General features: G+C 72.9%; 19 protein-coding genes. 8 read left to right on the forward strand and 11 right to left on the reverse strand.

What is annotated here, in order from left to right; genetic code table 11:
• Positions 1-735 (reverse strand): bifunctional DNA primase/polymerase, encoded by a 735-nt coding sequence (locus IE212_RS27015; protein ID WP_190200570.1) that lies wholly within the window; start codon positions 733-735, stop codon positions 1-3.
• A 191-nt stretch (positions 736-926) separates the two neighbouring features.
• Between IE212_RS27015 and IE212_RS27020 the strand changes: the two genes are divergently transcribed.
• Positions 927-1,844, forward strand: a complete 918-nt coding sequence (locus IE212_RS27020) for a glycerophosphodiester phosphodiesterase (RefSeq protein ID WP_229864599.1) — start codon at positions 927-929, stop codon at positions 1,842-1,844.
• Here IE212_RS27020 and IE212_RS27025 read toward each other — a convergent pair.
• Positions 1,823-2,458 carry a TetR/AcrR family transcriptional regulator gene (locus IE212_RS27025; RefSeq protein WP_190200571.1) on the reverse strand — a complete coding sequence of 212 codons (636 nt, stop codon included), beginning with the start codon at positions 2,456-2,458 and terminating at the stop codon, positions 1,823-1,825. The two genes, IE212_RS27020 and IE212_RS27025, sit on opposite strands and share 22 nt — an antisense overlap.
• A gap of 106 nt (positions 2,459-2,564) precedes the next feature.
• On the opposite strand from IE212_RS27025, the gene IE212_RS27030 reads away from it, so the two are divergent.
• Both IE212_RS27030 and IE212_RS27035 read left to right on the forward strand, forming a co-directional pair.
• Positions 2,565-2,765 (forward strand): DUF6243 family protein, encoded by a 201-nt coding sequence (locus tag IE212_RS27030; RefSeq protein ID WP_229864600.1) that lies wholly within the window; start codon positions 2,565-2,567, stop codon positions 2,763-2,765.
• 129 nt (positions 2,766-2,894) lie between these two features.
• Positions 2,895-4,244, forward strand: coding sequence for a S28 family serine protease (locus IE212_RS27035; protein ID WP_190200572.1), 1,350 nt, complete (start codon positions 2,895-2,897; stop codon positions 4,242-4,244).
• Here the strand turns inward: IE212_RS27035 and IE212_RS27040 are convergent.
• Genes IE212_RS27040 through IE212_RS27050 form a run of 3 tightly spaced genes read right to left on the reverse strand, consistent with a single transcriptional unit; the run spans position 4,222 to position 7,711 of the window.
• Positions 4,222-5,235, reverse strand: a complete 1,014-nt coding sequence (locus tag IE212_RS27040) for a small ribosomal subunit Rsm22 family protein (protein ID WP_190200573.1) — start codon at positions 5,233-5,235, stop codon at positions 4,222-4,224. The two genes, IE212_RS27035 and IE212_RS27040, sit on opposite strands and share 23 nt — an antisense overlap.
• A gap of 41 nt (positions 5,236-5,276) precedes the next feature.
• Positions 5,277-6,461, reverse strand: a complete 1,185-nt coding sequence (locus IE212_RS27045) for a serine hydrolase domain-containing protein (protein ID WP_190200574.1) — start codon at positions 6,459-6,461, stop codon at positions 5,277-5,279.
• The gene (locus IE212_RS27050) at positions 6,404-7,711 is read right to left on the reverse strand and encodes a multidrug effflux MFS transporter (protein WP_190200575.1); all 1,308 of its coding nucleotides are present in this window, start codon (positions 7,709-7,711) and stop codon (positions 6,404-6,406) included. The genes IE212_RS27045 and IE212_RS27050 overlap by 58 nt, the downstream gene beginning before the upstream one ends.
• 86 nt (positions 7,712-7,797) lie before the next feature.
• Here IE212_RS27050 and IE212_RS27055 point away from each other — a divergent pair, with 86 nt between their 5' ends.
• Positions 7,798-8,850: a Gfo/Idh/MocA family protein gene (locus IE212_RS27055; RefSeq protein WP_190200576.1), complete on the forward strand. Its 1,053-nt coding sequence runs from the start codon at positions 7,798-7,800 to the stop codon at positions 8,848-8,850.
• A 293-nt stretch (positions 8,851-9,143) separates the two neighbouring features.
• Here the strand turns inward: IE212_RS27055 and IE212_RS27060 are convergent, their stop codons facing one another.
• A complete protein-coding gene (locus IE212_RS27060) occupies positions 9,144-9,470 on the reverse strand; it encodes a nuclear transport factor 2 family protein (protein WP_190200577.1) in 327 nt (108 codons plus the stop codon).
• Positions 9,471-9,684: 214 nt separating this feature from the next.
• On the opposite strand from IE212_RS27060, the gene IE212_RS27065 reads away from it, so the two are divergent.
• The 4 genes from IE212_RS27065 (at position 9,685) to IE212_RS27080 (ending at position 13,895) form a co-directional block, all read left to right on the forward strand.
• Positions 9,685-10,242 carry a DoxX family protein gene (locus IE212_RS27065; RefSeq protein ID WP_190200578.1) on the forward strand — a complete coding sequence of 186 codons (558 nt, stop codon included), beginning with the start codon at positions 9,685-9,687 and terminating at the stop codon, positions 10,240-10,242.
• A 442-nt stretch (positions 10,243-10,684) separates the two neighbouring features.
• Complete coding sequence (locus IE212_RS27070) at positions 10,685-11,857, forward strand: nucleotide disphospho-sugar-binding domain-containing protein (protein ID WP_190200579.1); 1,173 nt, start codon at positions 10,685-10,687, stop codon at positions 11,855-11,857.
• A complete protein-coding gene (locus IE212_RS27075; RefSeq protein WP_190200580.1) occupies positions 11,854-12,891 on the forward strand; it encodes an NAD-dependent epimerase/dehydratase family protein in 1,038 nt (345 codons plus the stop codon). Before IE212_RS27070 ends, IE212_RS27075 begins: the two co-directional genes overlap by 4 nt.
• On the forward strand, positions 12,888-13,895 hold the full coding sequence (locus IE212_RS27080) for an aldo/keto reductase (RefSeq protein WP_229864601.1): 1,008 nt from the start codon (positions 12,888-12,890) through the stop codon (positions 13,893-13,895). The genes IE212_RS27075 and IE212_RS27080 overlap by 4 nt, the downstream gene beginning before the upstream one ends.
• A 133-nt stretch (positions 13,896-14,028) precedes the next feature.
• Here IE212_RS27080 and IE212_RS27085 read toward each other — a convergent pair whose 3' ends face one another.
• The 5 genes from IE212_RS27085 to IE212_RS27105 are packed head-to-tail and all read right to left on the reverse strand — an operon-like array spanning position 14,029 to position 18,738.
• Positions 14,029-15,261, reverse strand: coding sequence for a class I SAM-dependent methyltransferase (locus IE212_RS27085; protein ID WP_190200581.1), 1,233 nt, complete (start codon positions 15,259-15,261; stop codon positions 14,029-14,031).
• 49 nt (positions 15,262-15,310) lie between these two features.
• Positions 15,311-16,408: an HAD-IIIC family phosphatase gene (locus tag IE212_RS27090; RefSeq protein WP_190200582.1), complete on the reverse strand. Its 1,098-nt coding sequence runs from the start codon at positions 16,406-16,408 to the stop codon at positions 15,311-15,313.
• A 23-nt stretch (positions 16,409-16,431) separates the two neighbouring features.
• A complete protein-coding gene (locus IE212_RS27095) occupies positions 16,432-17,508 on the reverse strand; it encodes an acyl-CoA dehydrogenase family protein (RefSeq protein WP_190200605.1) in 1,077 nt (358 codons plus the stop codon).
• A 46-nt stretch (positions 17,509-17,554) separates the two neighbouring features.
• Positions 17,555-17,875, reverse strand: a complete 321-nt coding sequence (locus IE212_RS27100) for an acyl carrier protein (RefSeq protein WP_190200583.1) — start codon at positions 17,873-17,875, stop codon at positions 17,555-17,557.
• Positions 17,872-18,738 (reverse strand): 3-hydroxyacyl-CoA dehydrogenase family protein, encoded by an 867-nt coding sequence (locus IE212_RS27105; RefSeq protein WP_190200584.1) that lies wholly within the window; start codon positions 18,736-18,738, stop codon positions 17,872-17,874. The genes IE212_RS27100 and IE212_RS27105 overlap by 4 nt, the downstream gene beginning before the upstream one ends.
• Positions 18,739-18,752 lie beyond the last annotated feature (14 nt).

Consider the following 18,752-nt stretch of genomic DNA (forward strand, 5'->3'; position numbering starts at 1 on the left):
TCAGTGCCGCAGGGGCCAGCCCGCACCCGAGTGGTCCGGCTCCTCACCGGCGTACCGGGCACACGCCTCGGTCAGAGCCTCCAGCAGGCTCAACGGGTCCGGCAGCGGATGCTCCGGCCCCCGCACCCAGTGCACCGTCTGGTCCTCGCCGGGCAGCCGCGCCGGCGGTACCAGGACGTAGGAACCGCGGCAGTGCCACCGCAGGCCGGGGTGCTCGTCCATCGTCTCGGGGTGGCAGTCCAGTTCGCACGGCCACCACTCGTCCTCGTCCTCGGGCGTACCGCGGGTGAGGGTGAAGAAGAGCATGCGGCCGTCGTCGCTCTCGGCGACCGGCCCGACCTCGACGCCCGCGCCGAGCAGCCGCTCCAACGCGACGCGACCGGCGTCCAGGGGCACGTCGAGGACGTCGTGCACCATGCCGGTCGCGGTGATGAAGTTGGCCTGCGGCTGATGGCGGGCCCAGCGCTCGATCTGGGCGCGGTCGGTGGTCGACTGGGTCTGCCAGGCGAAGGACACCGGGTGCCGGGCTGGGGTGGGGCAGCCGACCCGGTCGCAGGAGCAGCGGTAGCCGGACGGGTGCGCTGCGGGCGCGAGGGGCAGTCCCGCGTCGGCGGCGGCGAGCAGCAGGGCCTCACGGCCGCCGTCACCGGCGGTCTCCTTGGGCCGGCGCCCGGCGCGCAGCCACTGGGTGAGTTTGCCCTGCAGGCCGTTCCGGCCGCCGAACTCCGCGCTCATCTATCCCCTCGCCTCGCCGTCGTGCGGAACAGCATGCCCTATGGTCCCATCTTCCCGCGCAGCGGGGGGCCAGTGCCCACATCCGGGGGCAGGAGGGGCGAGGCATATGCCACCGGGGCGAGGCGCACTCCACACCAGCATCTGGTGTCATTGCCCGCTTTGCCATGACATATCGTCCTACCGTGGTCGCCATGGTCACATGGATCGCGCTGACGGGCCTGGCCTCCGCGGCTTCCCTGGTCTCGCTGACCCTCACGGGACCGGCCGCCGCCACCCCGGCCCCGCTGGAGTGGGGCGAGGGCCCGCTGACGGTGGCGGCACTCCCCCGGATCACGTACGTCGCCCACCGCGGCGGCGCTCGCGAGGTCCCGGAGAACAGCATGTCGGGGCTGATGGCCGCCTACGAGCGCGGCACGGCACAGGTGCTGGACTTCGACACCCGGCTGCTGCGGGACGGCACGCCCGTGGTGTTCCACGACGAGACCCTGAACCGCACCACCTACCTCGGCGGCGAGGTGCGCGGCCTGGACGCCCGGGAGTGGCAGGGCGTACGGCTGCGCCCGAAGGACGCGCTGCCGGGCAGCTGGCGGTCGGAACGGCCGCCGACGGTCGCCGAGGTGCTGGATCGTTTCGGCGGGCGGATCGTGCTGATGCTGGAGGCGAAGGACCCACCGAGCCTGGACCGGCTGGCCGGGCTGATCCGGGCCCGCGGTCTGACCCGCTCGGTCTTCGTGAACTCCAACGACCCGGAGGTGGCCCGGCGCGCCCATCGCCTGGGCCTGCTGTCGCAGTTGTGGCGCTCGGCACGGCAGCTGCGCACGGACCGGCCGGAGCGCTGGCGGTCGTACGTGGATCTGCTGGACGTGGACCACCGGGCGAGGGACGCCGATCTGACGCGGGCGGTGCGGTCCGGGATCCGGCGGGTGTGGGCGCACACCGTGGTGACGGACGCACAGCGGGACCGCGTACTGGCGCTCGGCTGCGACGGGGTGATCACGGACACCCCGGGGCGTCTGGCGCGAGCCGACCGGAGGGAAGCCGAGCGGGACGCCCGGCGCGAGGCCCGGCGTGCGGCTGCGCGGGAGGGTCAGCGGGGCGCGAGACCCTGAAGGGCGTAGTCGACGAGGGTGTCGGTGTACTCGTAGGAGATCGGACCCGTGTGCTGGAGCCAGCGCTGGGCGAGCGGGGAGACGAAGAACTCCAGGGCGATGCGCGGGTCGACATCGGGCCGCACCTGGCCGGCCTCCTGAGCGGCGCGCAGCCGGCCTATGTAGAGGTCGAGCGACGGCTGCATCAGCTTGGCCACGAGCTCACGCCCGAGCTGCTCGTTGACGACCCCCTCGGCGGCCAGCGCGCGCGACGGCGCCTCGAACCTCGGGTCGCGCAGCTGGTCGACGGTGGCCCGCAGCACGTCCTTGACGTCGGCGGCGACGTCGCCGGTGTCCGGGAAGGCGTACGGCTCCGGCTTCACCTCCCCCAGGGGCCGCTCGCCCAGGTCGAGGAACGCCTCCATCAGGACGTCCGCCTTGGAGGACCACCACCGGTAGATCGTCTGCTTCCCGACACCGGCGCGGGCGGCGATGCCCTCGATGGTGGTCTTCGGGTAGCCGACCTCCACGACGAGCGCGAGGGCGGCGTCGTAGATGGCCCGGCGGGACTTCTCACTGCGCCGGGTCGAGTCGGGAACGGACTTGGCGGGCTGAGCGGACTTCTGGACGGCCATGTACCGAATTTAGCAGGTTGACAAGACGTCGCGTCTCGTTGAGAGTAGAGGGTACGGTCGAGACGAACCGTCTCGTGCCGCACTCGGATCATGGAGGGAGCCCGAGATGGCCCGAAGCGGAGGAAACATGCTGGGCGTCGGCGGATCGCGCAAGAACCTCGGCCGCAAGGCGCTGCGCGGCGGCGGTCAGGGCGGCCGGATCGGCGGCGGACTCGATCCGCAGGCCCAGAAGCGTGAGCTGCTGCGCAAGCTCCAGGAGAAACGACAGCAACAGCAGGAGGGCGGCACGACCGACACGTCGTCGTGAACCTCCCCCGCCCGGGGGAGACGGTCCCCTCGCGCGCGGGATCCTCCCGGGACGTCCGGCGGATGTACTGAAGCGGTCGCGACCCCGCGGCCACTGCCAGACACCCCACGGACACCCGGGAGGAACACGATGCGCGTGTGGACGAGACGACGGCTGCTCACCTCCGCAGCCTCGGCGGCGGGCCTCGCCGCCCTGACCGCCGCACCCGCGAGGGCCGCGCGCCTCGCCCACGACGACATCGCGGACGCCCTGCGGGCACTGCCCGGACTGCGGCTGATCGAGGAGCGGCAGGACGCCGAACCGGGCTACCGGCACTTCGTCCTCGGCCTGCGCCAGCCGGTCGACCACACGAACCCCGCGGCCGGCACCTTCGAGCAGCGCCTCACCCTCCTCCACACCGCCGCCGACCGGCCCACCGTGCTCACCACCACGGGCTACCACGCACTCCTCACACCCCGGCTCAGCGAACCGGCGGTCCTGCTGGGCGCCAACCAACTCCAGGTGGAACACCGCTACTTCGGCGAGTCACGTCCGGCGGAGCCCGGTTACACCCACCTCACCATCCGCCAGGCCGCCGACGACCACCACCGCGTCGTCCGGCTGTTCCGCCGGCTCTGTCCCGGCGCGTGGATCTCCACCGGCAGCAGCAAGGGCGGCATGGCGAGCGTCTACCACCGCCGCTTCCACCCGCACGACGTGGACGGCACGGTGGTCTACTCGGCCCCGAACAACATCGACGACCGCGACGACTCCGCCTACCTGCGTTTCCTGGAGACGGTCGGCACCCCCGCCGGCCGCGAGGCCGTCAAGTCCGCCCAGCGACGGCTCCTGCTGGACCGGGCCGAGATGGTGGCCCGTTACGAGGCCTGGGCGGCGGCCGGCAGCGACACGTTCCGCATCATCGGCGGCGCGGACAAGGCGTTCGAGATCGCCGTCCTGCGTGTGCTGTCCATGTTCTGGCAGCGCGCGACTCCGGCCGACGTCGCCGCGATCCCCGGCCCGGACGCGACGGCCGACGAGCTGTACAGGTGGCTGGACGACTGGGCGGGGCTGTCCCTGTACGCCGACACGGCGGCGCGGCGGTACGTCCCCTACTGGTACCAGATCGGCACGCAGCTGGGGTACGGCGACGTCCCCACCGCGCACCTCGCGGACCTGCTGCGCCACCCCGACGGCATCGCGGCGCGCAACTTCGTCCCCCGCGACATCCCCATGGTCTTCGACCCGGCCGCCATGCCGGACATCGACCGCTGGGTCCGCCGCAGCGGGAGCCGGCTGCTGTTCGTGTACGGCACCCAGGACCCGTCGGTCGCCGAGTACTTCCGCCCCGGTGGTGCCGACTCACGGGCCCTGTGGGTGCCCGGCGGCAATCACAGCGTCGACATCGCCGACCTGCCCCCGGCCGACCGGGCGTCGGCACAGGACGCGCTGGCCCGCTGGGCGGGCCGGGGGCACCTCACGGGGACGCCGGGGACGTAGGGCCGGGGCCGGAGGGCGGCCAGGCGTCCCCCCAGTCCGTGTCCCGGGCCGCCTTGTACAGGTCGCCGTGGCGTTTGGTGACGGTCGTACGGCGCAGGGACGGTTCCGTCTCGCACAGGTCGAGCAGGACCTGTCCCTTGCGGATCTGGGGGCGCCGGACGACCCGGGAGGGCACAGGGGCCACGGGGAACCGGGTGGCGGCGACGTAGCTGAACTTCTCGTCCTCGTAGGCGAGCGAGCCGCCCTTGACCTGCCGGTGCAGGGAGGATCGGCTGACCCGGGCGGAGAAGTGGCACCAGTCGGTGCCGGGGGCGATGGGACAGGCGGCGCTGTGCGGGCAGGGGGCGGCGACACGGAAGCCGGCGGTGATCAGCCGGTCGCGGGCCTCGATGACACGGGCGTAGCCGTCGGGGGTGCCGGGTTCGACGATCACGACGGCTCGGGCGGCGGCCGCCGCGGCGTCCACGAGGGCGGTGCGGTCGGGCGCGGTCAGCTCGTTGAGGACGTAGGAGACGGTGACGAGATCAGTGCTCTCGAGAGTGAGCGCCGCTCCGATCCGGGAGCGCTGCCACCGTACGTCCCGCAGCGCCGGGTTGGCCGCGGCGATCTCCCGCCCGAGGTCGAGCGCGGGCTCGGCCCAGTCGAGGACGGTGACGGGCCGCGGCCCGTCCCAGGTGGCACTCACGGCCCAGGCCGCTGCGCCGGTACCGCCGCCGATGTCCACATGGTCTCCCGGCACCCACTCGGGCGCGGCGTCCGCGAACGCCTCGAGGGCGGACCGTACGGCCTCGAAGGTCGCCGGCATCCGGTAGGCGGCATAGGCCGCGACATCGGCGCGGTCCCGCAGGATCGGCGCGTCGGTCGGGGTGGCGCCGCGGTAGTTGGCGATGAGCCGGTCGACCGCCTGGGAGGCCTGCCGGGGCGGGAGTCCGTCGAGCAGGCCGGCGAGGGCGGCACGGAGGGTCTCGTCGGGGCGTACGGGGGCGTTCACCCGGTGATTCTCTCAGGTCCGCCGGCTGAGGGGTCCTTTCACTATGCTCCCCGGACCGCCCGGGCCACCCGCGTTCCCGCCGCCGCCCTCGGCGCGCTGTCCGGGCGGCGGCGGCGCGGATGGACCGCGTTCGTCAGGAGGATCAGGAACGTGTCCGTCGCCCGGTCCAGCACCAGGGACGTCCCCGTGAAGCCCGTGTGGCCCGCCGCGCCCCGGCCCGCGAGGTCACCCATGAACCAGGGCTGGTCGAGGGAGAAGCCTAGGCCCGGTGGGGTGAACAGGAGCTCGACGAAGTCGGGGCCGAGGATGCGGGCGGGGCCGTAGGAGCCGCCGGCGAGGAGGGTGCGGCAGAACACCGCGAGGTCCCGGCCCGTCGAGAACAGGCCCGCGTGCCCGGCCACGCCGCCCAGCGCCCACGCGTTCTCGTCGTGGACCTCCCCCCGCAGCATCCCCCGGTCGGCCTTGGCCCACGGCCGCCGCTGGTCCTCCGTCGCCGCCGCCCCGGGGCACGGACCGAACCCGGTCGCCGTCATACCGAGCGGCCGGGTGATGCCGTCACGCACGAGGACGTCGAGCGTGCGGCCGGTGGCGCGTTCCAGGAGGTGCTGGAGGAGCAGCATGTTCAGGTCGGAGTAGCGGTACGTGCCCGCTCCGCCGGCCGGGGGCTCCGAGCGGAGCGCGGCCAGGCGCCGCGCGTGGTCGGGGTAGTCGTACAGCGGGAGTTCGGGCGGCAGCCCGGACGTGTGGGTGAGGAGCTGCCGTACGGTGATGCCGTGCCGGGCGGCCGCCGTGAAGTCGGGCAGGTACGCGCCCACCCGCGCGTCGATGCCCAGCGTCCCGCGCTCGATCTGCTGCACGGCGGCCACCGACGTGAACAGTTTCGTGAGGGACGCCAGGTCGAAGGGCGTGCCGACGGTCATCGGGACCCGCTCCTCGGGGGGCAGTTCCACACCGGCGTCGGCGTCCTCGTCGTAGGCCGCGTACCGCACGGCCCAGCCCGCCGCCTCCTCGACGGCGATCACCGGTCCGCGCCCCACGACCAGGACCGCTCCCGGTGCCCAGGGGCGCGTGCCGGTGGTGAGGACGTGGACCTCCCGGACGAGGTGACGCAGCTCCGCGGGATCGAGGCCGGCCCGTTCCGGGGTGCCGTCGCGCAGTCTCGGTGCGCTCAGCTCTCCGCTCCCTCCGCGTTCGCGCGCGTGCTCTCCGCCTTCCAGGGTCGGCACATTCCCACGAAACAGACCAGTGCCACCAGTGCGGCGGCCAGTTGGACGACGGCCATCGGAACGGCGGTGTCCTCCCCGGCCACGCCGACGAGCGGGGAGGCGATCGCGCCGATGAGGAAGGACGACGTGCCGAGCAGGGCGGACGCGGAGCCGGCGGCGTGCTTGGTGCGCATCAGGGCGAGGGCCTGGGTGTTGGGCAGGGTGATGCCCATCGCGGACATCAGGACGAACAGCGCGACGGCGACGGGCGCCAGGCCCACCTCGCCGAAGACGCCCGTGGACATCAGCAGCAGCGCGGTCGCGGCGGTGATGACGACGGTCAGGCCGATGCCCAGCACCCGGTCCAGGCTGACCCGGCCGACCAGGATCTTGCCGTTGATCTGGCCGACGAGGACCAGCCCGACCGAGTTGACGCCGAAGAGCAGGCTGAACGTCTGCGGGGAGGCGCCGTAGATCTCCTGGATGACGAACGGGGACGCCGAGATGTAGGCGAACAGCGCGGCGAAGGCGAAGCCGCCGGTGAGCATGTAGCCGGCGAAGCATCGGTCGGCGAGCAGACCGCGCATCGCGCGGAGGGCCTCGCCGACTCCGCCGCTGTGGCGTTCGGCGGGCTCCAGGGTCTCGGGCAGCCTCGCCCAGACCAGCGTTCCGATCAGCACGCCGATGGCGGTGAGGACGACGAACACGCCCCGCCAGTCCGTCACACGCAGGACCTGCCCGCCGATGAGCGGCGCCACGATCGGGGCGACGCCGGAGATCAGCATCAGGTTGGAGAAGAAGCGGGCCATGGCCATGCCGTCGTACAGGTCGCGCACGACGGCGCGGGCGATGACGATCGCGGCGGCGCCCGCGAGGCCCTGCGCCAGGCGGAAGGCGATGAGGAGTCCGACCGTGGGGGCGAGCGCGCACAGGACGGTCGCGACGACGAAGACCGCGAGGCCGGTCAGCAGCGGGCGGCGGCGTCCCCAGCGGTCGCTCATCGGCCCGACGACGAGCTGGCCGAGCGCCATGCCGGCCAGGCAGGCGGTGAGGGTGAGCTGGACGGTCGCGGCGGGGGCGTGCAGGGAGCGGGTGACCTCCGGCAGCGACGGGAGGTACATGTCCATCGCCAGCGGCGGTACGGCGGTCAGGCTGCCGAGGAGGAAGGTGACCAGGAGCCCGGTGCGGCGGTGCGAGGTCCGGTCGGGCCGCTCCGTCCCGGCTGCGGCCCCTCGCGCGGTGTTCGATATGGACGCCCCACCCTCGGGCATGAGTCCCTCCCTGTTCGAGTCGATCGCCACCTATGCTCTCAGCTCGTACGAATGCTCGGGGTCACGAGGCTGAAGGCGGGGCGACGATGACGGCGACGGCGGACACGGTGCGGTGGGGGGTTCTGGCGACCGGAGGGATAGCGGCCGCGTTCACCGCGGACCTGATCGACCTGCCGGACGCGGAGGTCGTGGCGGTGGCGTCCCGGTCCCAGGAGTCGGCGCGGGCGTTCGCCGAGCGGTTCGGTGTCCCCCGGGCGTACGGCGACTGGAGCGCGCTCGCACAGGACCAGGACATCGATGTCGTCTACGTCGCCACGCCGCACACGGCGCACCGGACCGCCGCCGGTCTGTGCCTGGCGGCCGGGCGGAACGTGCTGTGCGAGAAGCCGTTCACGCTGAATCTGCGCGAGGCGGAGGAACTCGTCGCGCTGGCGCGGGAGCACGGGCGCTTCCTGATGGAGGCGATGTGGATGTACTGCAATCCGCTGGTGCGGCGGCTGAAGACGCTGGTCGACGACGGGGCGATCGGTGAAGTGCGCAGCGTGCAGGCGGACTTCGGACTGGCCGGGCCGTTCCCGCCCTCGCACCGGCTGCGCGACCCTCAGCTGGGCGGGGGCGCGCTGCTCGATCTGGGCGTGTATCCGGTGTCGTTCGCGCAGCTGCTGCTCGGGGAGCCGTCGGACGTGACGGCGCGGGCGGTCCTCTCGGACGAGGGCGTCGATCTGCAGACGGCAGCGGTGCTCTCCTGGGAGAGCGGCGCTCTCGGTTCGCTGCACTGCTCCATCGTGGGCGGTACGGCGACCTCCGCCTCGGTCACCGGCTCGAAGGGCCGTGTCGACATCCCGCACGGCTTCTTCTTCCCGGACCGCTTCGTCCTGCACCGGGACGGCCGCGACCCCGAGGAGTTCACCGCCGACCCGGCCGACGGGCCCCGCAACAGCCTCCGTCACGAAGCGGCCGAGGTGATGCGTGCCGTGCGCGCCGGCGAGACCGAGTCCCCGCTGGTCCCGCTCGACGGCACGCTCGCCGTGATGCGGACGCTCGACGCGATCCGGAACCATGTCGGCGTCCGCTACCCGGGCGAGACCCCGGACGACACCCCGGACGAGGACCTCACGGCGGAGCTCTCGCCGGCTTGAGCCGCCACCCGGACCGGCATGACGCGCCAGCGCACCGACTCGCCAACTCCTCAACTCGTCAACCTGCACAACCGGAATATAAGCGTCCGGGGTATTGCGGCCGTTCGGGGCCTTATGCTCAACTCTCCTACACCAAAGCTTCACACTTGGAGCAAGAGGCTTCCACAAGCCACATCCAGGGGGGAGGCGGCAGTCGTTCCACGGCACCGGGTGGGGGTGGACCCGGCGTGGGACCGCGGGGTGCGCACCGGTGCGCGTGGAACGACTGCCGCACAGCCCGGTGATGCGGGGCGTCAGGCCTGACCGGTCTCGAAGCGGGAGATCCTTCCGTCGTCGTCCACGGTGAAGCTCCACCGGGTCCGCATCTCGCCCCAGGTGTCGTTGCTGTAGCGGGCGATGAGGGACCGGCCTCCGTCGGACTCGTTGTCGACCTCCATGTGGCCGTGGGTGGAGAAGATCTCCCGGTCGACCCAGTCGGCGAGGTCGCGGTCGGAGCCGTCGTCCGCCATCGTCGCGCCCGGAGCGAGAAGCTCCATGAAGCCCTCCCGGTCGTGGTGGTTCACGGCGGTCACGAAGGCGCGGACGGCCGGATCACTGAGGCGCGTGGTCTGAATCGTCATGCGAGCCAGCCTCGTACCGGCCCTCGCACCCCGCCACCCGTGCCACCCGAACGGCGTCCCGGACGGGTCCGCCGGATGTCGCGGGGCGCCAGCGGTGCGACGGTGGAGACGCGAAGGGGAGCGTTCTGCCGCTTCAGCTGTCTGCTGTCCGCTGTCCGCTGTCTGCTGTCTGCTGTCCGCTGTCTGGTGTCTGCTGTCTGCTCCGGGAGACGACGTGAGGCGTTACGACCGACGTGATCTGGGCCTGCTGCTGCTTCGGGCGGGGACCGGCGGTGTGCTGGCGGCGCACGGCGCGCAGAAGCTGTTCGGCTGGTTCGGCGGACACGGCATCGAGGGCACCGGCCAGTTCATGGAGTCCGTCGGGTACGCCCCCGGCAAGGCCAGCGCGACGGCGGCCGGCCTCGCCGAGGCCGGCGGCGGCACGCTGCTGGCCCTGGGCCTCGCCACACCGGCCGCGGGTGCGGCCGCCGCCGGCGCGATGGCCGGCGCGGCAGCGGTGCACACCCCGAACGGCTTCTTCAACCAGGGCGGCGGCTACGAATACGCGGCGACACTCGGCCTCACGGCGGCGGGCCTCGCCATCACCGGCCCGGGCCGGCTCTCCCTCGACCACGCCCTCGGCCACGCCGTGAACCGGAGCTGGATGATCCCGGCGGCATTCGCCGCGGCAGCGGCCGGGACGGCGGTGATCGTCGGGGCGCGGGCGAGGCGGCTGCGCCAGGCGAAGGAGGGCGAGCAGGACCCGCTGTTCGACGAGGACTACATGGAGTAAGGCATCGGCCCAGGGCGGTGTCAGACCCTCAGTCCGGGGTGCGCCCGACCGCCCGGGCCGGTCGTCCCCCGCAGCGAACCGGCGGGACACCGCTGCGGCCCTGCGCTTCCCGCGCGGGCCGCGGGGGAAGACCCCCGCGCTGAACGCCTTCACCATCAGCTCCCACGGCCGCGGGTCGGCGGCGGCCCCTCAGTGACCTCGGCCGCCCTGGTCGCGCCGTTCGTTCGGCCCGGTGGCCACGCCTTCGGTGCGCCGTTGCCGTACGGAAGCGCGAGCGCGGCTCCCCGCGGGGGGCGGTCACCCGGCGGCGAAGGCGGCCGCTGATACGTCAGGTTGCGCCTGCGCCGGACCGCCCCGCCCTGGCACACTCCGCCCGTGGCCCACCCCGTCACCGACAGCACGCGTTCCCGCACCGTTCACTGACGCCAGACTGGAGACGCACATGCGGGTCCTCTTCACCACCGCGCCCCTGGCCGGTCATCTGCTTCCCCTCGTCCCTGTGGCCTGGGCCCTGCGAGCGGCGGGCCACGACGTACTGCTGACGACCCGCCAGAATGCCGTTCCCATGGCCCTGCGGTCGGGACTGCCCGCCGTCTCGTGCGGTCCGGCCGCCGAGTTCACGGACCTGGTCGACGGTGAGCCGCCGCCGGATGGTGCGACCCCGCCGGACACCGTGGGCATGCCGCACGACAGGGGCGGACAGCGCTACGCGCACGGCCGCGTACTGGCGCGCATGGCGGGCGGAAGCCTGGCCGGGATCGGGAGACTCGCCCGGGCGTGGCGCCCCGATCTGATCGTCAGTGAACGCGCCGAGTCCGCCGGTCCGCTGACCGCGGCCGCCCTCGGCATCCCCTGGGTGCGGTACCACTGGTCGGTCTCCGAGCTGCGCGAGTACCGTGACGCCGCCGACGTCGAACTCGCCCCGGAACTGGACCGGCTCGGCATCCCCGGACCACCGGAGCCGGCCCTCGTCCTCGACCCGTGGCCGGCAGGTCTGCGCGCCGCCCACGCCGTCGGCCACCACGGTGTCCGGCATGTCGCGGCCAACGGTGACGCGCCCCTGCCGGACTGGCTCTTCGAACCGCGCGACAGGCCCCGGATCTGCGTGACGCTCGGCACCCTCCTGCCCCGCTACGGGGCGACCGGAGCACCCGGCCGCATAACCGCCCTGATCGATGAACTGACCCTGCTGGACGCCGATTTGGTGGTGGCGGTGGACGACGACGTCGTCGTCGGCTGGCCGTCGCTGCCCTCCTCCGTCCGCCATGCCGGGCGGCTGCCGCTGGCCGATGTGCTGCCGGCCTGCGACGCGGTGGTGACGCACGGCGGGCAGGGAACGGCGCTGACCGCGGTCGCCGCATGCCTGCCACAGGTGGTCGTGCCGCACCTGGACGACCAGTTCGACAACGCCGAGGCCCTGTCCGCGGCGGGCGCCGCGGTGCTCATCCCGCCGTCGGACGCCACACCCGCGGCCGTCTCGGCGGGCTGCGCCGAACTGCTCGGAAACCCCGCGTACGCGAAGGCAACGGACCGGCTCGCCGACGACATGGCGCTGATGCCGGCGCCCGCGGACGCCGTCGCCCTGCTGGAACGCCTCGGAGGAGGTACGCGGTGAGGACCGACCTCGAACCGCTCAACCGCTCGAACGACCCCCGCGGGCCGCTCATCACCGTGCTCGGGGCTTCCGGCTACATCGGGTCCGCTGTGGTCGGCGAACTCGCCCGTCTCCCGGTACGGGTGCGGGTGGTGACGCGCGGCACCGAGCCGGTCCCGGCGGACGTGGCAGCCGGTGCCGCCGACCTCACGGTGTGCCGAGTGGACCTGACCCGGCCGGGTGCGGCCGGTGACGCCGTGGACGGCGCGGACGCGGTGATCCACCTCGCCGCCGAGATCGGCGGGGCGCGGTCGTGGAGATCGGCCGCGGAGGGGTCGCAGGACGTGGCCGCCGCCCTCATGCGGGACGTCGTCGGGGCACTGGGCGGCGGCGCGGGAACACCGCCGGCGCTGGTCTTCGCCAGCACCGTGCAGGCCGCGGCCGCGGGCGGTACCGGGCCGGGGCCGTATGCGCGCCAGAAGATCGCCGCCGAACGGGTGCTGGCGCGGGCGACGTCCGAGGGGATGGTCCGCGGTGCGGTGCTGCGGCTCACCACCGTCTTCGGCCGGAGCACACCGGCGGGTTCCGTCGGGCGGGGTGTGCTCACCGCGATGACCCGGCGGGCGATCGGCGGCGAGCCCCTGACCATGTGGCACGACGGCTCGGTCAGGCGTGACTTCCTCCATGTGCAGGACGCGGCCCGGGCGTTCGTCGCCGCGCTGCCGCGGGTGGACGCGGTGCGCGGCGGCGTGCCGTGGGACGTCGGTACCGGCACCACGGCGCGGCTCGGCGAGGTCTTCTCCGACGTCGCCGCGCTCGTCGCCGAGCACACCGGACGGGCGCCGGTCCCGGTCGTCTCCGTGGCACCCCCGGAGTACGCCGACACGGGCGACTTCGACAGCCCGCGCTGCGACCCTTCCGTCTTCCGCGCGGTGACGGGCTGGCGCCCCCGGGTGCCGCTGCGAGAGGGGCTGGACGATCTGGTGACGGCCATGACGGCCACGACTGCTACCACGGCCACGACGACAGGGCGATCGAAGGGCGGAATCCGGTGAGCGAGAAACGCGGACAGGGACGGTACACCCGGCTGGGGCGCAGCGCGACGCTGGTGAGCCGGCTGTGGCTGGGCACGGTGAACTTCAGCGGGCGGGTCCCGGACTCCGCGGCCATCCGCCTCATGGACGAGGCCCTCGACCGGGGCATCAACTGCGTGGACACCGCCGACATCTACGGCTGGCGCGTCCACAAGGGGCACACCGAGGAACTGCTGGGGCGGTGGCTGGCCCGCAGCGGCGTACCGCGCGAGGACATCGTGATCGCCACGAAGGTGGGCGAGGAGATGAGCGGGCGGGTCAACGACGGCGGCCTGTCGGCCCGGCACATCATCTCGTCCTGCGAGCAGTCGCTGCGGCGCATGAAGCTGGACCACATCGACCTGTACCAGATGCACCGGGTGGACCACTCCGCGCCGTGGGACGAGATCTGGCAGGCGATGGACCAGCTGGTGACTTCCGGGAAGGTCCGGTACGTGGGCTCGTCCAACTTCGCCGGCTGGAACATCACCGCCGCGCAGGAGTGCGCGATGCGCCGGCAGTCGTTCGGGCTGGTGGCCGAGCAGTGCCTGTACAACCTGGCCGTGCGCCACGCCGACCTGGAACTGCTGCCCGCCGCCCGCGCCTACGGCCTCGGCGTGTTCGCCTGGTCGCCGCTGCACGGGGGTCTGCTCAGCGGGGTGCTGCGCAAGCTCGCGGCCGGCACGGCGGTGAAGTCGGCGCAGGGACGGGCCCAGCGTCTGCTGCCGGAGGTGCGGCCCGCGGTCGAGGCGTACGAGCGGTTCTGCGAGAAGATCGGTGAGGATCCCGCCGTTGTCGGACTGTCGTGGGTGCTGTCCCGGCCCGGCATCAGCGGTGCGGTGATCGGGCCGCGCACCACACAGCATCTGGACTCCGCCCTCCGCGCCCTCGACCTCGTCCTGGGCGACGACGAACTGGCCGCTCTGGACGACATCTTCCCGGCCGTGGGCAACGGCGGGCAGGCCCCGGAGGCCTGGATCGCCTGAGTCGGGGACCGGGCGGCCCGGGTGGTTGCGTGAACGCCAGGCCGCCCCGCCCCCGAACGACGGGGCGGGGCGGGGCGGTCAGGGGCGGCGAGCAGACCGGAACCGTGCGGGACGGGGGCGTGGCCCCTGCTGCCTATACGACCTCGAGCCGCGGCAGGGGGAAGACCAGTCTGCCGCCGTTGTCCAGGAACTGCTGCTCGCGCTCGACGAAGCCGTCTCGGTAGATCCACGGCAGGACCAGCAGTTGGTCGGGCTTCCGGGCCTTCGCCTCCTCCTCGGGGACGATGGGGATCCCCGTCCCCGGTGTGAAGCGGCCCGCCTTCTCGGCGCTGACCTCGCCGATGCAGGGCAGGTCCGCCTCGGTGAGCCCGCAGTACTGCAGGATCACGTTGCCCTTGGTGGAGGCGCCGTAGCCCAGGGTCTGCAGACCGGCCTCACGGGAGGTGGCGAGGAACTCCCGCAGGGTGTCCCGCTGACCGCGGACGCGCCGGGCGAACGTCTCGAAGGGCGCCATCGTGTCGAGCCCGAGTTCGCTCTCCCGGGCGCGGATCCGGTCCAGGCCCGCTTCGTCCCGGCGGTGGCGGGTGCCGTTCCTGGCCAGGATCGCGCAGAGGCTACCGCCGTACACGTCGGTGAGTTCGGCACGGATCACGGTCAGGCCGACCCGCTCCGCCATCCACTCGATCTGCCGCAGCGCGTAGTACTCCAGGTGCTCGTGGCAGACGACGTCGTAGGCGTCGGCCTCCAGCATGGCGGGCAGATAGCTCTGCTCCAGAAGCCAGATCCCGTCCTCGGTGAGGATGTCGCGCACGTCCTGCATGAAGCCCATCGGGTCCGGCAGGTCATAGAACATCGCGATGGAGGTGACGACCTTGGCGCGCCGCGCCCCGAACCGGTTCGCGAAGGTCTCGCGGGAGAAGTAGTCGGTGATCAGCTCGGCGTTCGGCGGGTACAGCTCGCGGAACTTCGCGCCGGTGGGGTCGATGCCGACCAGTTGGGGCCCGTCGGCGGGATAGCCGCGCAGCAGCGTCGCGTCGTTGCTGCCGATGTCGACGACCAGGTCACCGGGGCCGGGGTCGGCCAGTTCACGGACGGCGGCGACCTTGCCGCGCAGGTGGTTGATCATGAAGGGCCGGATCCCGGACCGGTATCCGTACCCCTCGCCGTACATCAGGCCGGGGTCCGGTGTGTGCCGCAGCTGCACCAGACCGCAGCCTCCGGGCGAGCACTTGACGAGTTCCAGCGGGATCGAGGGGACGACCTCGTCGCGGCGCGTCGGGAACACCCCGGTGAGCGCCTGTTCTCCCAGGTCCAGTACGGGCAGCAGCTCCCTGTTGGCGCAGATGCGGCACGCGTTGACGATCATCGGGGTCCTTTCGGGGCGCTCGGCGGTGGCGGCGTGCGATGGCGTCGGCTCAGGTGCGCGCCAGTTCGGGAGCCTCCAGCCGGAGGGTGTCGGCGGGGGGCTGCGCGGAGGGCACGAGGTGCAGCGGGCTGATCCCGGCGGTGCGCTCCAGGGCGGCCTGGCAGGGGCAGGGGTCGTCGGTGAAGCCGGCGAAGCGGTAGGCCACTTCCATCATCCGGTTGCGTTCGGTGGGGCGGAAGTCGGCGTTCAGATGGACTCCGCCGCGGTGCGCCTGGTCGGTGAGCCAGCGCAGGATCGCCGCGCCGGCGCCGAGTGACACCACCCGGCAGGAGGTGGCGAGCAGCTTGATCCGCCAGCTGCCGGGGAGGCGCTGGAGCAGGACGACACCGACCGCGCCGTAGGGGCCGAAGCGGTCGCTGAGGGTGACGACGAGCACCTCGTGCCCGGGGTCGTCGATCAGGTCCCGCAGGTCGTCCTCGGAGTAGTGGACGCCGGTGGCGTTCATCTGGCTGGTGCGCAAGGTGAGTTCCTCGGCCCGGGACAGCTGCTGCGGGGTGGCGCGGCCGATCCGCATCCTGATGTCCAGCGACCGCAGGAAGTCCGCGTCCGGCCCGGTGAACTCGGCCCGCTCGGCGTCGCGCCGGAACGACGCCTGGTACATCGACCGGCGGCGCCGCGAGTCGACTGTGACGGTGGCCGGGGTGAACTCCGGGCGGGCCGCGAGGTGCGGGGCCTGCTCGGCGTCGTAGATCCGGACCTCGGGCAGGGTGTAGGCGACCTCGGCCCGCTCGACCGGATGGTCGTCGATGAACGCCATGGTGCCGAGGGCGAAGTTGAGCCGTTCGGCGATGGAGCGGACGGACTCCGACTTGGGGCCCCAGCCGATCCGCGGGAGCACGAAGTACTCCGCGAGGCCGAGCCGTTCGAGTTGCTCCCAGGCGTGGTCGTGGTCGTTCTTGCTGGCCACGGAGTGGAGGATGCCGCGCGCGTCGAGTTCGGCGAGCGTGTCGCGCAGGCCCGGCAGCAGCCGGACCTCGCCGTGCTCCAGGAGCGTGCCCTGCCACAGGGTGTTGTCGAGGTCCCAGACCAGACACTTGACGGTGGGCGCGGTGGTGTTCGTGGTCGTGGTGGTGTCGTCACGGCGCATGATGTCCCCTCCGTAAGACGTCATCACGCGGTCGCCACCGCGTGCTGGGCCAGGATGAGTTCGCAGATCTCACTGCTTCCCTCGATGATCTCCATGAGCTTGGCGTCGCGGTGGGCCCGTGCCACCACGTGCCCGTCGTGGGCGCCGGCCGAGGCCAGCACCTGCATGGCCCGTGCCGAGCCCGCCGCGGCGCCGGTGGCGGCGACGTGCTTGGCGAGGACGACGGCGGTGACCAGGTCGGGGCTGCCGCGGTCCCACAGGTCGCTGGCGTGCTCGCAGGCCCTGGCCGCGTTCTGCTCGGCGATCAGCAGTTCGGCGAGGTGCCGGGCGACGAGCTGGTGGTCCGCCAGCCGGGTGCCGAACTGCTTGCGGCCGACGGCGTGCCGTACGGCGGCGGTCAGACAACCGCGCAGGATGCCCACGCACCCCCAGGCCACGGACATCCGCCCGTAGCTCAGCGCCGTGGTGACGAGCAGGGCGGAGCTGCGGTCGACGCCCCGCAGCAGGGCGTCGGCCGGCACCCGGACACCGTCCAGGCGGATGTCGGCGTGTCCCGCCGCCCGGCAGCCGTGCGCGTCGGTGATCCGCTCGATCCGTACGCCGGGCGCGGACGCGGGCACGACGACGGCGCCGACGCCGTCCTCGGTGCGGCCGAACACCACGAGCAGGTCGGCGTAGGCCGCGTTGGTCGTCCACACCTTGGCACCGTCGACGACGACCTCGTCGCCGGACCGGGTGAGGCGGGTGGCCAGGGCGGACAGGTCGCTGCCCGCCTCCGCCTCGGTGAAGGCCACGGCGGCCAGTTCACCGCCGGTGAGCCGGGGCACGAGGTCGGCCTGCTGTCCGGCGTCGCCGAGGCGGCGCAGTGTCCAGGCGGCCATGCCCTGGGAGGTCATGACGCTGCGCAACGAGCTGCACAGGGACCCCACATGGGCGGTGAGCTCCCCGTTGCGCCTGCTGGTGTAGCCGAGCCCGCCGTGCACGACGGGCGCCTGCGCGCACAGCAGCCCCCGGGCCCCGAGCCTGCGCAGCACGTCCCGCGGAATCTCCCCGGCCCGGTCCCACTCACCGGCACGGTCGCCGGCCAACTCGGTGAACAGCTCCTCGGCTTCCCGGTCCGGGCCTGGGGCGGCGGGGGCCGTTGTCTCACTCACCGACGGATCCGGGGGCGGGGGCGGAGCCGCGCAGTTTGTTCACCAGGCGCACCATCGCTTCGACCGTGCGGAAGTTGTCGAGCATCAGGTCGGCGCCGCTGATGGCGATCTGGTGGGTCTGTTCGAGGTGGACGACGAGTTGCATGGCGAACAGGGAGGACATGCCGCCGACGGCGAACAGGTCCTGGTCGGGCTCCCAGCGGGTGCGGGTGCGCTCCGCGAGGAAGTCGAGCAGCTCGGCGGCTATGTCCTCGTCGCTCGGCAGCGGGCCCGCGGTGTGAACGGCGTCCGTCCGGCCGGAGGGCGTGGTCATCGTATGGCCTCCTCGTAGTCGTAGAATCCCCGGCCGCTCTTGCGGCCGAGATGGCCTCGCCGGACCTTCTCCAGGAGCAGTTCGCTCGGGCGGAAGGCCGCGTCGCCCGTCCTGTCGTGCAGCACCCGCAGCGAGTCGGCGAGATTGTCCAGGCCGATCAGGTCGGCGGTGGCGAGTGGCCCGGTGCGGTGGCCGATGCAGTCGCGCATGAGCGCGTCCACCGTCTCGGGGGTGGCGCGGCCCTCCCGTACCAGCTCGATCGCGTCGTTGATCATCCGGTGCAGCAGCCGGCTGGTGACGAATCCGGGCCCGTCGCCGACGACGATGCCCCGCCGGCCGAGACCGGCCAGCAGCGTGTGCACGGCCCTCGCCGCGGCGTCGCCGGTGCGCGGCCCGAGGACCACCTCGACGGTCGGGATGAGGTACGCCGGGTTCATGAAGTGCACCCCCACCAGGTCCTCGGGGTGCGGCACGGCGTCGCCCAGTTCCTCGATGGGAACGCCGGAGGTGTTGCTGACCAGCAGCGTGCCGGGGCCCGTCGCGGCGGCCAGGCCGGCCAGCACCGCCGCCTTCTCCTTCGGGTCCTCCGTGACCGCCTCGATCACCGCGGACGCTCCCGCCGCGGCGTCCTGCGTGCCGGCCACGGTGAGCGGGCCCACGGGCCGGTCCTCGGGCAGCGCGTTCATCATCCGCGCGGTACGCAGCTGGAACCGGACCCGGTCGGGGGCGTCCTCGCGCGCCCGCGGTGAGCTGTCGATCAATGTCACCGGATGTCCATGACCGACGGCGAGCGCCGCGACGGCCGTGCCCATCACACCCGCCCCCACCACGGCGAGCGGCTCATCCGAATTGTTGTCGGACACCGAAACCCTCCAGT

This window comes from Streptomyces djakartensis (assembly GCF_014651075.1).
GTDB lineage: Bacteria > Actinomycetota > Actinomycetes > Streptomycetales > Streptomycetaceae > Streptomyces > Streptomyces djakartensis.

What these genes read in the sequence shown, in the direction of transcription:
- IE212_RS27055 (WP_190200576.1), top strand. Translation starts at nt 7,798, where the DNA reads ATGACGGCGACGGCGGACACGGTGCGGTGGGGGGTTCTGGCGACCGGA.
- IE212_RS27100 (WP_190200583.1), bottom strand. Translation starts at nt 17,875, where the DNA reads ATGACCACGCCCTCCGGCCGGACGGACGCCGTTCACACCGCGGGCCCG.
- IE212_RS27060 (WP_190200577.1), bottom strand. Translation starts at nt 9,470, where the DNA reads ATGACGATTCAGACCACGCGCCTCAGTGATCCGGCCGTCCGCGCCTTC.
- IE212_RS27030 (WP_229864600.1), top strand. Translation starts at nt 2,565, where the DNA reads ATGGCCCGAAGCGGAGGAAACATGCTGGGCGTCGGCGGATCGCGCAAG.
- IE212_RS27035 (WP_190200572.1), top strand. Translation starts at nt 2,895, where the DNA reads ATGCGCGTGTGGACGAGACGACGGCTGCTCACCTCCGCAGCCTCGGCG.
- IE212_RS27090 (WP_190200582.1), bottom strand. Translation starts at nt 16,408, where the DNA reads ATGCGCCGTGACGACACCACCACGACCACGAACACCACCGCGCCCACC.
- IE212_RS27015 (WP_190200570.1), bottom strand. Translation starts at nt 735, where the DNA reads ATGAGCGCGGAGTTCGGCGGCCGGAACGGCCTGCAGGGCAAACTCACC.
- IE212_RS27085 (WP_190200581.1), bottom strand. Translation starts at nt 15,261, where the DNA reads ATGATCGTCAACGCGTGCCGCATCTGCGCCAACAGGGAGCTGCTGCCC.
- IE212_RS27050 (WP_190200575.1), bottom strand. Translation starts at nt 7,711, where the DNA reads ATGCCCGAGGGTGGGGCGTCCATATCGAACACCGCGCGAGGGGCCGCA.
- IE212_RS27025 (WP_190200571.1), bottom strand. Translation starts at nt 2,458, where the DNA reads ATGGCCGTCCAGAAGTCCGCTCAGCCCGCCAAGTCCGTTCCCGACTCG.
- IE212_RS27020 (WP_229864599.1), top strand. Translation starts at nt 927, where the DNA reads ATGGTCACATGGATCGCGCTGACGGGCCTGGCCTCCGCGGCTTCCCTG.
- IE212_RS27070 (WP_190200579.1), top strand. Translation starts at nt 10,685, where the DNA reads ATGCGGGTCCTCTTCACCACCGCGCCCCTGGCCGGTCATCTGCTTCCC.